This window comes from Dendronalium phyllosphericum CENA369 (assembly GCF_016056275.1).
GTDB lineage: Bacteria > Cyanobacteriota > Cyanobacteriia > Cyanobacteriales > Nostocaceae > Dendronalium > Dendronalium phyllosphericum.
On sequence record NZ_JAECZA010000048.1, the window covers coordinates 1 to 15,317 of the forward strand.

The 15,317-nt window shown below is 42.4% G+C and carries 10 protein-coding genes, 1 tRNA gene and 1 CRISPR repeat array; of the genes, 6 read left to right on the plus strand and 5 right to left on the minus strand.

Annotated elements, in window-relative coordinates; translation table 11 throughout:
* The first annotated feature begins 389 nt into the window (after positions 1-389).
* A complete protein-coding gene (locus I8752_RS12815) occupies positions 390-587 on the plus strand; it encodes a DUF2795 domain-containing protein (protein ID WP_214432706.1) in 198 nt (65 codons plus the stop codon).
* A gap of 1 nt (position 588) precedes the next feature.
* Here I8752_RS12815 and moaC read toward each other — a convergent pair whose 3' ends face one another.
* Entirely contained in the window at positions 589-1,098 is a 510-nt protein-coding gene (gene moaC / locus I8752_RS12820; protein ID WP_214432707.1) for a cyclic pyranopterin monophosphate synthase MoaC, read from the minus strand.
* A 34-nt stretch (positions 1,099-1,132) separates the two neighbouring features.
* Between moaC and I8752_RS12825 the strand changes: the two genes are divergently transcribed.
* Positions 1,133-1,206, plus strand: a tRNA-Arg gene (locus I8752_RS12825).
* Between the two features lie 96 nt (positions 1,207-1,302).
* Here I8752_RS12825 and I8752_RS12830 read toward each other — a convergent pair.
* The 3 genes from I8752_RS12830 to I8752_RS12840 are packed head-to-tail and all read right to left on the minus strand — an operon-like array spanning position 1,303 to position 4,309.
* A complete protein-coding gene (locus tag I8752_RS12830; protein WP_214432708.1) occupies positions 1,303-2,538 on the minus strand; it encodes an MFS transporter in 1,236 nt (411 codons plus the stop codon).
* A gap of 46 nt (positions 2,539-2,584) precedes the next feature.
* On the minus strand, positions 2,585-3,598 hold the full coding sequence (locus tag I8752_RS12835; protein WP_214432709.1) for a glycosyltransferase family 2 protein: 1,014 nt from the start codon (positions 3,596-3,598) through the stop codon (positions 2,585-2,587).
* Positions 3,599-3,604: 6 nt separating this feature from the next.
* A complete protein-coding gene (locus tag I8752_RS12840) occupies positions 3,605-4,309 on the minus strand; it encodes a C40 family peptidase (RefSeq protein WP_214432710.1) in 705 nt (234 codons plus the stop codon).
* Between the two features lie 23 nt (positions 4,310-4,332).
* Here I8752_RS12840 and I8752_RS12845 point away from each other — a divergent pair, with 23 nt between their 5' ends.
* From I8752_RS12845 to I8752_RS12860, 4 genes are all read left to right on the plus strand, one after another.
* The gene (locus I8752_RS12845; RefSeq protein WP_214432711.1) at positions 4,333-5,274 is read left to right on the plus strand and encodes a serine hydrolase; all 942 of its coding nucleotides are present in this window, start codon (positions 4,333-4,335) and stop codon (positions 5,272-5,274) included.
* A gap of 439 nt (positions 5,275-5,713) precedes the next feature.
* A complete protein-coding gene (locus I8752_RS12850; RefSeq protein ID WP_214432712.1) occupies positions 5,714-6,565 on the plus strand; it encodes a hypothetical protein in 852 nt (283 codons plus the stop codon).
* 424 nt (positions 6,566-6,989) lie between these two features.
* Positions 6,990-8,465 (plus strand): bifunctional metallophosphatase/5'-nucleotidase, encoded by a 1,476-nt coding sequence (locus I8752_RS12855; protein ID WP_318780839.1) that lies wholly within the window; start codon positions 6,990-6,992, stop codon positions 8,463-8,465.
* A gap of 492 nt (positions 8,466-8,957) precedes the next feature.
* Positions 8,958-10,583, plus strand: coding sequence for a tetratricopeptide repeat protein (locus I8752_RS12860; protein ID WP_214432714.1), 1,626 nt, complete (start codon positions 8,958-8,960; stop codon positions 10,581-10,583).
* Positions 10,584-10,680: 97 nt separating this feature from the next.
* Positions 10,681-12,079: a CRISPR direct-repeat array (repeat unit 37 nt; unit sequence GTTTCAATCCCTAATAGGGAGTAAGTGAAATTTCAAC).
* A gap of 448 nt (positions 12,080-12,527) precedes the next feature.
* Here the strand turns inward: I8752_RS12860 and I8752_RS12865 are convergent.
* Positions 12,528-14,804 (minus strand): amylo-alpha-1,6-glucosidase, encoded by a 2,277-nt coding sequence (locus I8752_RS12865; RefSeq protein ID WP_214432715.1) that lies wholly within the window; start codon positions 14,802-14,804, stop codon positions 12,528-12,530.
* Positions 14,805-15,317 lie beyond the last annotated feature (513 nt).

A 15,317-nucleotide genomic window follows, 5' to 3' on the forward strand; every position in this document is an offset into this window, starting at 1 on the left:
GGGGTGTAGGGTGTGGGGTGTGGGGGAAGAGATAGCCCCAACAACCGTATTGATACAATCCTAAGCTTTTTAAGACGATGGCACTATCTGGGGGCTTGTAACCCCCAGATAGTGCCGTCTTCACTACACCCTACCCCCTACCCCCTACACCCTGTTGCTGACCGGTAATAATCTGGCTAAAGGGGATTGAGGAATTTTACTTATTCAATTTATTAATTAGCTAGCCTAACTATTGCTCACCCGAAAAACTATCAAATATATAAATTTGGCTCATCAATCAATTGGGTGACCTTTTAATCATTGTCAGTAAAAAATGATTCATCTTTGCGATAGAGGGAGTAAATACATTCACTGGCGAATATGTAAATAACCTTTAGAGGTATATGACAATGGCTAAGGCAAATCCAGTTTCAATACAAAAACATTTGAAAGGTGTTGACTATCCTGCTGATAAGCAAGTATTAATTAATCACGCTAAACAACAGGGAGCTGACCGGGAGATAATTTCCCTATTAGAGAAGTTACCAGACAACGACCAGTTTGAAAGTCCCACCGATCTCAACAAAGCTCTAGGTGAAATAGAATAAACTATGGTTCTGGCGGGCAATAATCTCCTGATTTACCGCCAGTCTTACTAATTAATCGAATTGATTCAATTTGAATCGACTTTTCTAAAGCTTTTGCCATATCGTATAAAGTCAGCGCCGCCACAGAAACGGCAGTTAAAGCTTCCATCTCCACACCTGTTTCGGCTTTGGTTTTGACTGTGGCATGAATTTCATAACCAGGTAGCTGGGAATCGGGTATAACTTCAACTGTAATTTTTTGTAGTGGTAAAGGATGACACAAGGGAATCAAAACAGCTGTTTGTTTGGCTGCCATAATCCCAGCTAATTTGGCTGTTGCTAACACATCCCCTTTTGGAGCATTACCAGCTTGGATCGCAGCAAAAGTTTCTGGTGACATTCGCACCCTGGCAGCTGCTACTGCCTGACGGATAGTTGGTATTTTACCCGAAACATCCACCATCTGTGCCTGTCCTTGGTTATCCAAATGGGTTAAGTTGGTAGGATTAGATAAAGTATTGTCTTGCGTCATTTTGGCGATACGTGTTAATATAATTTTCTGGCAAGGGCGTGTAGCTCAGTGGACTAGAGCACGTGGCTACGGACCACGGTGTCGGGGGTTCGAATCCCTCCTCGCCCGTTTTTAGGAGAGACGCGATTAATCGCGTCTTTACAAGAGTTAGACGATTAATCGCGTCTGTACAAGAATTAGGAGTGAGGCATAAAAACTTCTAATTCATAACTTATTTAATGAGTAAGCATCTTCACCTCGACCCAGTGCAAAACGTATGGAACTACTCACGTTTTTATTAGACAGGGTAAAGAAGATAATCAGACCTAATAAAGTTAAACCAGCACTGTAGCCATACATGTTGGGATAGCCTACTTGTTCGGCAAGATAAGCCAAAATCGGAGCTGCGATCGCCAGTCCGAAGTCAAATCCTGCTATACATATTGCAAAAATTTGCCCGCGTTCTTGGGGCAAAGAGCGGTCTGCCATCATAGTAGTAATCATTGAAAATAGCGTTCCTCCACCAAGCCCTTCAACGATCGCAGCTACCAAGAAAGTGCTAATACTGTGAGCTTGCCACAGCAGCAGTAAAGATAAAGTGTAAGCCAGCATACCAAAGCTTACAAATAAACCGCGACCAAAGCGATCGCTGGCTCGACCAACAAATATCCGAAAACTAAAACTAGAAATTGCTCCCACGGTAAAAAACAAGCCAACATTTAAATCTACCCCAGTAGATTTAATAAATAAAGGCACAAATGTATGTATTGCACCAACCGCCAAACCACCCAGCAACATCACTATAGCCGGTATTCTAACTCGCGGACTCACTAAAATTTGCCAAAATTTGCCGTTATTTCTTAAGGCTTGTTGCTGTGTTTGTAGCGGTGGATTAATAATTTGGATCGCTCCCAACACTCCAATAAAAGCTAATTCTGCCGCTAATAAAAATATTATTGCGTAACTACCGCTTGTCTGTTCTAAATACCCTCCCAAGGCCGGGCCGAATGCTAGACCAATGGGAGCTGTCAGACTCATATAACTAATAATTTCACCGCGCTGTTTGAGTGGAGCTAAATCCGCGACCAAAGCACTATAACCAGTACCAAAAGCAGCGATACTAATGCCATGAAAGACGCGCACCAACATCAATAGAGGAATCGAGGTGAATATTAAATAGCCAAAGGGCGCGATCGCAGCTACGATTGCACCAATTAACAACAGCAGTTTTCGACCATATCGATCCGCTAACCGTCCTAGCATCGGACGAAATAACAATAATCCGATCCCGAAACTACCGACCACCATTCCTATTTCTTGTTTACTGCCGCCCAAATCCTCGATGTAGAGCGGTAAAGTTGGTAATATCGAACCCAGGCTCGACCAGAATAATAAACCTGCTGTAAATAAAATCAGCAGGTTTAGCCGCAAATGCGCGTCAAAGGTATGAAAAGCTTTCAAGGTAGATGCTATGTAATGCTAAGTGTGTGTCATAGATATTGTTACCTTACTTAACATTTTTTGCTACGACTTCCCGCACGCGATAGATGGGGCGATTTTGGGATTCATGGTATGTACGCATGAGCAACTCTGCTAGAAGACCAAAGCAAAACAGTTGCACTCCAGTTACTAACAACAGAACTGCCAAGATTAGCAAAGGACGATTGCCAATGTTTTCGTGCCAAGCCAACTTCACAAAAGTCAGGTAAATACCAATCGATGCCCCGGCAATTATTGAAGTTAAACCCAACAGCCCAAAAACGTGCATTGGGCGCGTGAGAAACTTTTTCATAAATAAGATGGTTAGCAAATCCATCAATACCCGGAACGTCCGCGACAAACCATATTTACTCTGACCGAAACGACGCGCGTGGTGTCGCACGGGCATTTCGGTAATTCTTGCCCCTTCGATGTAGGCTAAAGCAGGTAAAAATCGGTGGAGTTCCCCGTAAAGGTTCATATCTGCTGTTAATTCTGCACGATAGGCTTTTAAAGAACAGCCATAGTCGTGAATATTTACGCTAGTAGTACGCCGAATTAACCAGTTGGCAATTTTAGAAGGAAGCAACCGATTTATTGCGCCATCTTGGCGTTTTTGCCGCCATCCGCTCACCAAATCGTAACCTTCATCTAGCTTGGCTAATAACATTGGGATGTCAGCCGGATCGTTCTGGAGGTCAGCATCTAAAGTCACGATCGCTTTGCCTAGGGCATAATTAAACCCAGCCGCCATCGCCGCCGTTTGACCGTAATTGCGACGTAAAATCACCACCTTTAAATCATTGCGGATTTGCGCTTGTTCTTTGAGAAATTCTGCCGAACCATCTGTGGAACCATCATCCACACAAATAATTTCATAATTTAACTGACTAGCAGCTAAAGTAGATGCGATCGCTTCCAATAACAGCGGTAAACTTTCTACTTCATCGCGTACTGGCACTACCACCGAAACATCGGGAACAGTTCTTAAAATCGCCCCATTCTCCTCATCGATTTCTCCAGAAACCAACCCACTCCTCATAATTCCTCAGCGCCTCTGTGGTTCGTAACTTTGAATAACTCTGCCAGCACCTCGCAGCTGCTGATAGTATGACTGACTCACTGTATCTCCCTGTTCCGAGAGAATATCAATCCCAATACCGTCTCGTCCCTGAGTCTTGCCAGAACTATGGATGTAGTAACCATCTGCCAGATAAAGGGCCACATGAGTGGCTTTTTCAGGAGTGCCGAAAAAAATTAAATCGCCTGGTTCTAATTCGGCAATCGCAATTGTCTGAGTAAAATCTTCCTGCTGATAGGCATCTCTAGGCAACCAAACACCCACTGAAACAAATGCCGCTTGCATTAACCCAGAACAATCGTAGTTTGGCCCCACCGTTCCACCCCAAAGGTAATAATTTGGCTGTTGCATCGCTTTTTGAGTAAAAGCGATGACCTCTGGTAGCAGTTTTTTAATATCAAATTCAGAAAATAATTTAGCTTGATAAGGTACAGTAGCAGGTTGTAATAAATCCAAATCAGCAAGAGATACCCACCCTGGATAGTCATCTTCACATAAATACACCTCAACTGCTGAAGCCTGATGATTTGATGTTACCTGTAAATGTCGCCCAGTGGCAGCTTGAGTTGCCAAGCGCGTACAGTCAGGAGAATCATATAAATTCAGGTTAGCGGGACACTGGTATTCTCCCAATTTGGGATTTTGGATTTCGGATTTTGGATTAGAAAGCATTCTTCTTAGGTGAATAGCTAACAATGATTTTTTTTAGAAAAGACGAACAACTTGAAAATCTTGGTAATGGCATTTTAGAGTCAACTTGGTCAGCATTTGGGACTTTGGCCCGCAACCAAATAGCACTAACTTGGATTGTTTACGATCCGCCAGTCCCGGTAAACACTGGTGGCGCTTTGACTCCAGATGCTTTTTGGAATCACCCCGTCCGTGGTTTTACGTATCGCGGTGTTGAGCGCATTTACCCTGCAAGTGTAGTCAAATTATTTTATCTAGTGGCAGTCAATGAATGGCTAGAAAAAGGTATGAGCCAACCTTCCAAAGAGTTGGAGCGCGCTTTGCGGGATATGATTGTCGATTCTAGCAATGATGCCACCAGCTTAGTTGTAGATATCTTGAGCGGTACGACATCAGGGCCAGAGTTATCCACTGGCCCCTTTGAGACTTGGAAGTATCAACGTAATATTGTCAACCGCTATTACCAGTCTTTAGGCTGGGAGGAAATGGCGACAATTAACGTTTGCCAAAAAACTTGGGGCGACGGGCCTTATGGGCGAGAGCGAGCGTTTTATGGAGAAATGCTAGACAATCGTAATATGGTGACGACAAATGCGATCGCGCGTTTATTACATAGTATTGTCGGTGGGGTAGCAGTTTCCAGTGGGCGATCGCAAGCGATGATGGCTTTACTCAAACGCAGTCTCAAACCTGATGATTTGCCTACAGATATGGAAGAAGATCAAGTGACAGGCTTTTTGGGTGGTGGTCTTCCCCAAGATGCCCAAATTTGGTCAAAGGCAGGCTGGACAAGTCAAGTCCGCCACGATGCAGCTTATATCGAGCTACCAGAGCAAAAACGCCCTTACATCTTAGTGGTATTTACTGAAGGTAAAGCACATGCTCAAAACCGAGCTATTTTGCCCTTTGTCTCTAAGCTAGTTGTCGAAGCAATTAACAGTCTCTAAGCAGCGACAGTTAGAGGTGAGGGGAGGGTTTGCTTGGGAAAAGGATAAGGGGTAAAAACTCATTCTTTTTCCCTTTTCCCTTGAACATTTTTTCTCTTTGGACTGTGACACAATCCTCAATTATCTTATACCAATTAATTTCTATATTTTGTAACTGTTGAATACCGCAAGGGCTGCGGTTATTATCATAACTAGTTAAACTATTTTTTAATTATATATTCAAAGAATAGAAGCTTGAACCTGAAGCAAGATTAATTACAAAAATGCTGATGTCTGCTGATTTTTTCCTGACTCAAAATTAGAATAGATTATTTAATTTTTTAAAATACCATCTAAAAAGTTACTCCCTTTTCAGGATGGAAAAACTGATTTTCTGGTGTTAAAGTTTGAATATTGCCCAAGTTCTTCTATATGTGGCAAGATTCTGTTAGGAGTGAATGTGAATACTATTTTTCTTCGTAAAGGTGTTTTGTTGCCCATAGTGGCTGTTGTAGTTCTAGGTAGTGGCTTCTCTGCCAAAGCTCAGACGACGGACAATGTTAGCAGCCAGCAGTTAATAGAACCTGCTGTAACTGCTGTGTCTTCTAACCAGTCGAATACTGAATTAGAGACTAAGAGCCAGGAACTCTCCACTGAGACACCTGCCAATCAAACACAAACATCTGATTCTACTGCATTGCAACAGTTTCCCAGTGTTAGCGCGCAAGAAAGCGCCAGTCGCACACTTACACCTGTTCCAGGTACAGTTGCAACCTCATCAGGCGCATTAACACCTGAAACATCTGAGTATGCAGAACCTACTTCAGCAACTTCCGCTCCACCGGCTCCTGTAGTGGCACAATCAAATATTGATATTGGCAGACCTACGCGTGGTGGTAGAAGCTATATCGGTGTCGCTGGTAACATTGGTCTTGATGGTAATAGCGCATCTTTAGGTGATGGTAATTTTGCGGCTATCAGCAAAATCGGTCTCACAAATACCTTCTCATTCAGACCATCAGCAGTGTTTGGGGACAATACGACAATTCTTCTTCCCCTCACCTACGACTTTTCCTTCAAGCAAGCAGATCCGTTTAACGAACCATTAGCTATAGCGCCTTATATCGGAGCAGGTGCAGCTATTTCCACTGGCGATAACTCGCAAGTTGGCTTCTTAGTGACTGGCGGTATTGATGTACCTCTAAATCAGCAATTTACAGCAACAGCTGCTGTGAATGCCGGATTTTTGGATGATACCAATATCGGCTTGATGATAGGAGTTGGTTATAACTTTAGTGGCTTTGGGTTTTAGAAGTTAAGTTACAGCGAAGTACTGAGTGCTGAGTATAAACCCAGTTACTTGATGCCTTTAAGCAATCAACACTGTCTTAACCTATGCTTCGATCGCTATACGAGTAATTAGTTAAAAGTTATGAGTTAAGAAGGATGAATTAGTAATGCTTAACTCTTAACTTCCCTCCTAACTATTTCCTTTTTTTCATTGCCAATTATGATATTTTTGTCACTTTGACAGGACTAAAGCGATCGCTTTAATGATGATGGTAATGGTGCGATCGCAGTTTCTCATATATGGGGTTTCTCCTTTGCCTCTTCTTGACTTTTGCACTAGCTTTGATAAACAGTAACGCTTAAAATCGATTCCGTAGATCGCGAATTACTCAAAGCTAAATATGAAACTTTTCCCCAAGGTTTGCAGCGTAGTTTTACAGATAGCAGTGACAGTCACTTTTGCTACTCCTGTATTGGCAGAAATCGTTAATATTAACCTGCTGCAACTGAATGATATCTATGAAATTACTCCTGTAGAAGGGGGAACTCGCGGTGGTTTGGCCCGTGTCGCTACCCTACGACAACAACTTTACAAGGAAAACCCTCGCACCTACACAATTTTAGCTGGAGATGCCTTTAGCCCTTCGGCTTTAGGAACTGCCAAAATTAACGGTATACCCTTAGCAGGTCAACAAATGGTGGCTGTAATGAATACCTTGGGGTTTGACTATGCGACTTTTGGCAATCATGAATTTGACCTCCCAGAAAACCTTTTTTATCAACGATTGCAAGAATCTCGCTTTCGCTGGATTTCCAGTAATGTATCAGATCGTAAAGGGCAACCTTTTAAAGGAGTTCCCCGATCGCTTGTATTTAATGTCAAAGGCGATCGCGGGGCTGTGGTTAGGGTAGGATTAATTGGCGTGACTCTTAATAGCAATCGGTCTGGCTACGCCAGTTACACCGATCCGATTGCCACAGCCAAACAGCAGGTTCAGGCACTCAAGGGTAAAGTTGATATTATCGTTGCTATTACCCATTTGCCAATTGAAAGCGATCGTCTACTGGCGGAAACTGTACCCGAAATTGATATTATTATTGGCGGTCACGAACACGAAAATATCCAGCAATGGCGGGGTCGGGACTTTACACCGATTTTTAAAGCAGATGCTAATGCTCGTACAGTATACGTTCACAAATTGAGCTACGATACAATCGGGCACAACCTTCAGATTAACTCTCGTTTAATCCCGATTACCGACAAAATCCCCGACGAACCCAAAACCGCCAAAGTGGTTAAAGAATGGCTAGAACGAGGTTATCAAGCCTTTCGCGCTAGTGGTTTTGAGCCAGAACAGAAAATTGCCAAAATTCCAGATGCTTTAGATGGTTTAGAATCTAGCGTCCGCAACAAATCTACGAAGCTGACAGAGTTAATTGCTTCAGCAATGTTGAAGGAAGTACCAAATGCAGATTTAGCCATATTTAATAGCGGTTCAATTCGGATTGATGATGTGATTCCAGCAGGTGCAATTACTCAATACGATGTAATTCGTATACTACCCTTTGGTGGCAAAGTTGTAGCCGTAGAGATGAATGGCGTGTTATTAAAAAGAGTATTGGATCGAGGTCAAGTTAATAAAGGCTCTGGTGGCTATTTACAAACAGCTAAAGTAACTCAACAATCAAATTCAGGCAATTGGTTAATTAACGGCAAACCTCTTGATTTTAAACAAACTTACAAAGTTGCTATTAATGATTTCTTGCTTAGTGGAAAAGAACAAGGATTAGACTTTTTAAATCTTCAACAAGTAGGAATAAAGCTAATAGCTGAAAAGCGAGACATTCGCTTTGTTGTGATTGACGAATTAAAAAATCAACCAACTGTTAAGTTAAAACCAGTCTTAAGAGACTATTTATAAAGTAAATATTAAGGTAGAGGAGCCAGTGCGGTGAAGCAGCCCCCATCTTGGCGGTTCCCGTCGATGGGGGACTGCTGAACCCGAAGGGTGGACGGGTTTCACAGGCTACAGCAACTGGCGTTGTGTTACGGCTGCGTAAGGATTTGAGAGTTTAAGATAGTAAGAATCAGCCGTAACGCACCATGTTTCTCGGTGCGTTAAGCGTTGCCATAACGCACCCTACAATTTCAGGTTTACTTTATAAATCACCTCTTAGCGCTTTCTATCTCTACAATTGATTCAGGAAGCAAATTAAATTGCGAAATTACAATTCCCCTTAAAATTTAAGGTATTTGCATAAATCATTTCAAAACAACTGTGAATTTTTTAACAGTTATTCTTGGTTTTCATACGGAGTTAAAGCACATACATACATACATCGATACGAAGACTTGTATTTAATGCAATAAATATTGATAAATAGTAACAATTAGAAAACTAAACATCGCGAACATGAAGTACTTATTTATCCTTTGGGCGCTTGTATTATTATTAATCATTCCCAGCGAGGCACTTGCCCAAGCCAAGCAGCCTCATAATTTGATACCTGGACTGGGAACGCACTACCATGCTGTTTCTACTAGTAATCCCGAAGCGCAAAAGTTTTTCGAGCAAGGATTGAATTTAATTTACGCTTTCAATCATGATGAAGCAGTACGTTCTTTTCAACATGCTGCCGAACTCGATCCGCAAATGGCAATGGCATATTGGGGTATTGCCCTTGCTTTGGGAGCCAATATTAATTTAGATATAGATCCTGAGCGAGAACGAGTTTCATATCAAACAATCCAGCAAGCTTTAGCACTTTCTAACCAAGCAACAATTGCAGAACAGGATTATATCGCTGCTTTAGCAAAGCGTTACTCCAACGATCCCCATGCAGATTTACATCAACTAGCGGTGGACTATGCTAAAGCAATGGCAGCTTTAGCCAAGCGCTATCCCGATGACTTAGATGCAGCAACACTTTACGCTGAAAGCTTGATGGATTTACATCCCTGGCAACTTTGGAGCCATGATGGCAAACCACAGGCAGATACAAAAGAGATTGTAGCTGTTTTAGAATCCGTACTCCAACGCGATCCAGACAATCCCGGAGCTAATCATTACTACATCCATGCTGTAGAAGCATCGCTTTCCCCAGAACGCGCTCTCCCAAGTGCTAAACGACTGGAAACCCTAGTTCCCGCTGCGGGACATCTAGTACATATGCCTTCCCATATTTATTTTCGTGTGGGAGATTATAAAAAGGCGATGTTAGCAAACGAACGAGCGATCGCCCAAGACGACATCTATATTAAAAATAATAAAGTCCGGGGTATTTACCCCCTGATGTACTATAACCACAACATTCATTTTCTAATGGTAGCCAGCAGCATGGCAGGAAGATATCAAGATGCTTTGCAAGCTGCCGATAGGTTAGTGACAAATGCTGCCTCTATCGATCCATATTTACCTATGCTGGAGGGATTCCTTGGTAGCAAAATGCTAATTCAGACGCGGTTTGGTGACTGGGATGCCATCTGCAAAACTCCTGCGCCTGATATCAAACTACCTACGACTAATGCACTCTGGCATTTTGCTCGCGGAATGGCAAACGCCGCCACAGGAAAACTAGAAGATGCAATTAGTGAAAGTCATGCCTTGCTAGTTGCTAAACAGACAATTCCTGCTGAAGCAACCATTGGCTTTAGTCCTGCTAATCGGATTCTCAACATCGCGGCAAAAATTTTGGATGGTAAAATTGCCAAAACCAAGCATGACTACGAATCTGCGATCGACTTCCTGCAACAAGCAGTAGTAGCAGAAGATGCCCTTGATTATGTAGAACCACCAGATTGGTACTTTCCCTCACGAGAATTTTTAGGCGGCGTGCTATTAGCTAAGGGTGACTATGCACAAGCAGAGAAAGTTTTTCGGGCCGATTTAGAAAAGTATCCTCATAATGGACGTTCTTTATTTGGCTTGCAAGCAAGTTTACAGGCACAAGGCAAAGATGAGGTTGCTCAACTCGTACAAAAAGAATTTGCTACGGTATGGAAAAATACAGATACTCAGCTACAAGTTGAAAATCTTTGAATATATAGCAAAGTGCTGAGTGCTGAGTGCTGAGTGCTGAGTAATAACCAATTGCTTGGTGGCTTTGAGCAATCAATACTGTATCCATTAGAAGAATGTTTCAATCCCGAATAGGGATTAAGTGAAATTTCAACTTTTTTCCTCCACGGTTTACGTCGTCGAACCCTTGGTTTCAATCCCTAATAGGGATTAAGTGAAATTTCAACCCTTTTCATAATTTCGATGGGTCTATCATTAGCTGTTTCAATCCCTAATAGGGAGTAAGTGAAATTTCAACCAATCTGAGATAATTTTCTCGCCGTTGAATTGTGTTTCAATCCCTAATAGGGAGTAAGTGAAATTTCAACCAGTTGCGGTGGTGCTATGAAGATACGCGAATACGTTTCAATCCCTAATAGGGAGTAAGTGAAATTTCAACTTTAACAAATCGTATTCGGACTTAGCAATCTAATGTTTCAATCCCTAATAGGGAGTAAGTGAAATTTCAACTAATGTTGCGCGTCTTAGCAGCATTGCTATAAACAGGTTTCAATCCCTAATAGGGAGTAAGTGAAATTTCAACTGTCAGGCCCAAGATAATAGTCGAAAGACAGATTGTTTCAATCCCTAATAGGGAGTAAGTGAAATTTCAACACGGCACCGGAACACGTTTCCTCTGATATCTGCGGTTGTTTCAATCCCTAATAGGGAGTAAGTGAAATTTCAACTAGGTTATCTCTGTCCCGTCGAAGTCCGGCAAAGTGTTTCAATCCCTAATAGGGAGTAAGTGAAATTTCAACCAGAAAACAAAAAACTAAAAGGAGAAGAAGTCAAAGTTTCAATCCCTAATAGGGAGTAAGTGAAATTTCAACAACGGAGTTGCGGAATACATCCAAGTTTGGGGAACCGTTTCAATCCCTAATAGGGAGTAAGTGAAATTTCAACTTTTATAGAGCTATTCCATCTGTATCCGGATTAGTTTCAATCCCTAATAGGGAGTAAGTGAAATTTCAACTCTCAAGCCTCAGCAATTCTCGGTATTTAGTATCGTAGTTTCAATCCCTAATAGGGAGTAAGTGAAATTTCAACAATTGATGTATTTGGGCCGATTTGCTGCGGCTTGCGTTTCAATCCCTAATAGGGAGTAAGTGAAATTTCAACAACGCCGACATCTATATCTAGAATGCGTTCACTTGTTTCAATCCCTAATAGGGAGTAAGTGAAATTTCAACGATTGGTTGTACGGGCCTGGATACATGCCCCCTGCTGTTTCAATCCCTAATAGGGAGTAAGTGAAATTTCAACCCAGATATCAAAACCATTGCTTCAACTGAGTGCGTTTCAATCCCTAATAGGGAGTAAGTGAAATTTCAACTACAAAAGTTGTTCGTATTCCTGTCAGCAAGTCTGTTTCAATCCCTAATAGGGAGTAAGTGAAATTTCAACCGCCTTCTCCAAGTCCATCGCCTTCTCCAAGTCCGTTTCAATCCCTAATAGGGAGTAAGTGAAATTTCAACTGCGGTCGCCTCGAATACGATCTATATTGGGTTTTCAAGGTTCTGTTGCGCGAATGAGGTAATAATAGCATAAAAAATTGTTACCCAGTAATCAGCAAATTGCTAAAACCCTTTCTAGACAAGGTGCGCGGCTACTAAAAGAGATATTTTGTTCGCAAGCCTGATGTTAAAAGGGTTTCAAGCTCATTTGCCAAAATTTGATTTCAAACAGCTACCCATCCGCGCCTGAAGGAATGAAAATACTGCTGTTATCAAGGTTTTACCAGCAATACGTTCAACTAGAGCAAAACAGCAAGCATACACAAATCATTTGGCAGTAATTTCACTTGCGAGTCGCTATATTCCTTTATTTACCGCATTTCTAGTATTTTTTCAATTGAAGCGATCGCTTTTTTAGTTCAGTCTCCCAGAACTTGGGGAGTGGGTAATTCACCACTCCCTAATTCCTCTAAGCTTCGATAACCACTCTGAGGTTGCCACGTTTTTTGGCAACACGGCAGGCAGTAGTACTACCAGAACGCTCGAATTCTAAATCGAGGATGGTGGGGCCGACTCGTAAATTGTGTAATGACAGACGATTAATTGACTCTGGCAAAGCAGGGTCGATAATTCGCAAGCAGTTATTTTGCGCGTCGGGCACTAAATTGACGACCATTTGCAGTAATTGAAAAATACTGCCAGTAGCCCAAGCCTGGGGCGTACAAGCAACTGGATATTGTACAGGGGCGTTATCACCATTACGTTCGTAACCGCAAAACAGTTCTGGAGGACGTTGATAAGGTTGCTGGTGGGTCATGTCGAACAAGCCTTGGAAGAGTTCTAGTGCTTGGTCGATTAGTCCTAGCGATCGCAACCCCATCGCAATGAGAGCATTATCGTGGGGCCAAACCGAACCAATGTGATAGCCCATAGGATTATAAGCTGGTGACAAACTGCTTAAGGTACGAATGCCCCAGCCATTAAACATATCTGGCGCGCGCAACCGCTCTGCTACACTGTAGGCTTTTTCTGGAGTGAAAATGCCCAAATGCAAACAGTGTCCGGGATTGGATGTAATACTCTCGACTTGCTTACCTTCTCCATCCAAAGCCAAAGCGCAGAAATCTTGGTCTTCCATCCAAAAATCTCTATTGAAACGCACTTTCAGATTTCTGGCTTCTTCTAGCCAGGAGTCGGCTAAGTCAAGGCGTTTTTTCATTCTGGCAATTTCTGACAAACGCACTTTCGCCGCATACACGTAAGCTTGCACTTCACATAAAGCGATCGGGCCGTTGGCTAGCTCTCCCTTACGGTCTACAATACAGTCACCAGAGTCTTTCCATCCCTGGTTATCTAGACCTCGTTTGGATTTGCGGTAATAAGTGAGATAGCCAGTTTGTTTGGAATTGCGATCTATCCACTCCATTGCCGCCAGAGCATTTGGCCAAAGTTGCTCTAGGGTTTCTCCATCGTGAGTCCAAGCGTAGTATTCAGCATACAACATCAACCATAGGGGAGTAGCATCAACAGTACCGTAGTAGGGTGTATGGGGAATTTCTTGACAACGAGCCATTTCTCCGAAGCGTAACTCGTGCAAAATCTTGCCTGGTTCTTCTTCGCGCCAATCGTCTTCATTTTTACCTTGATATGCTGCCAGTATCATTAAGGTTTCTTTGGCAATTTGCGAGTTTAACATCAAAGTTTGGGAAGCTGTAATTAACGAATCGCGCCCAAACAACGCCGAAAACCAAGGAACTCCAGCAGAGACAGTTTTATACTTGCCAAAAGACTGACGCAACAAATACATATCTTGTTCGGCTCGCTCAATCACTCGATTGAAACCGCTCTTATCGGAGCTGATGCGTGTAATTTGTTGTAACCAGTGTTGTTCTTCCATTAACTCAGCAGCTTTGGCTTGTCCGAGGGTAAACGCTGCACTTACGGTAGAACTGGATGCATTGTTAGTTAACATATTCATCCGATAGCCCAGCTTTTGAGTTTCGTGAGAAGCCAAATCTAAGCGCCAAATTGCCGTGTAACCTTTGAAATAGTCTGGTTGGCGATGCTGAAATTGAATCCGCGATTCCATTACTAAGCCATCTAGACCTTGATAAGCTAATGTCAAAGATTCAGGAGGTTGATGATGCACAGGCGCAACGCTATCAGGTGCAAATGCTCCTTCTTCTGTTATTGGTTCGGCTAGGCGTAAAAGCCTACCTTGTTGTTCTCTGTCGTAACCCCTAACTTCAAACAAATCCATAAAATCTGCATCAAAGCTGAGACTGAGTTCAAAACTAACGGTAGTTGTACTGTAGTTAGCTACCTCTATTTCTTCAAAGAGTGCGCCATTGAGAACAATTTCCCGGCGAATTCCTACAGTTTCAGCTCTTAGACGTTCTTCTATTCTCGGATTGGTACATAAAACTGAGAGTGAAAAGCCCTTCTCAGCAGTACTACTGAGAAGTACAGGCGATCGCCCTTCAATTTGTAACTCCAAGCGACTGAGAAATCGCGTATCACAGCAAAACAGTCCCATACTTGGGTTGCCATCATTGAGGGAACAGCCAGAAATGTTCCCAATTGTATCCGTTACCAAAAATAAATCATCATCTTTAGCTGTCAAAGTTGGTTGTGGTCTTTCACTCACAACACAAGGCCACTCTGGGATAGGTAATTGTTCTGCTGGGATAAAAGTTTTTCCGTCCAGTAAAATTCTTTCCGGGTTCGTCGGTGTATCCGGTGTCATTAGCTAAAATTCCGTTTATGGGTCTATATTTTCGTGGTGTATCAGCGTCAGTAGGGTCAGTAAAAACAAGATACGCGAGCAAAATTATTCGAGCCACTGAAGCTAAATTTATACTTACATACTGACTCGAAAGTAGTGTTGTATTACTCAAGTTTGCCTAGGGAAGACCGATACCCTACCCTGAAAGCGTTACTACAGACTACTAGTAGTCTGGCAAGTCAACTTTGCATGATGACAAGCTAAAGAGGTAAGAGAGTTATTATTTAGTGACTTCTTCACTCCCTCTGTTCCCCCTACTTGCCTTTACCCAATATTGGGTTGGTAGAGTATTAGGATATACGCAGTCCATCAAGACTGTTGGCAAAAGGATAGGTATACAACATACATAACAAATCTTAATAGACTTATGTTATCTAAAATCTGAAGTCAAGCTTAAAAACCGAGTATTTTCGCCTGATTCCTAAGTTACGGAACCTTCAGAAACATCATAATCTAGAGAATCCACAACTTTTT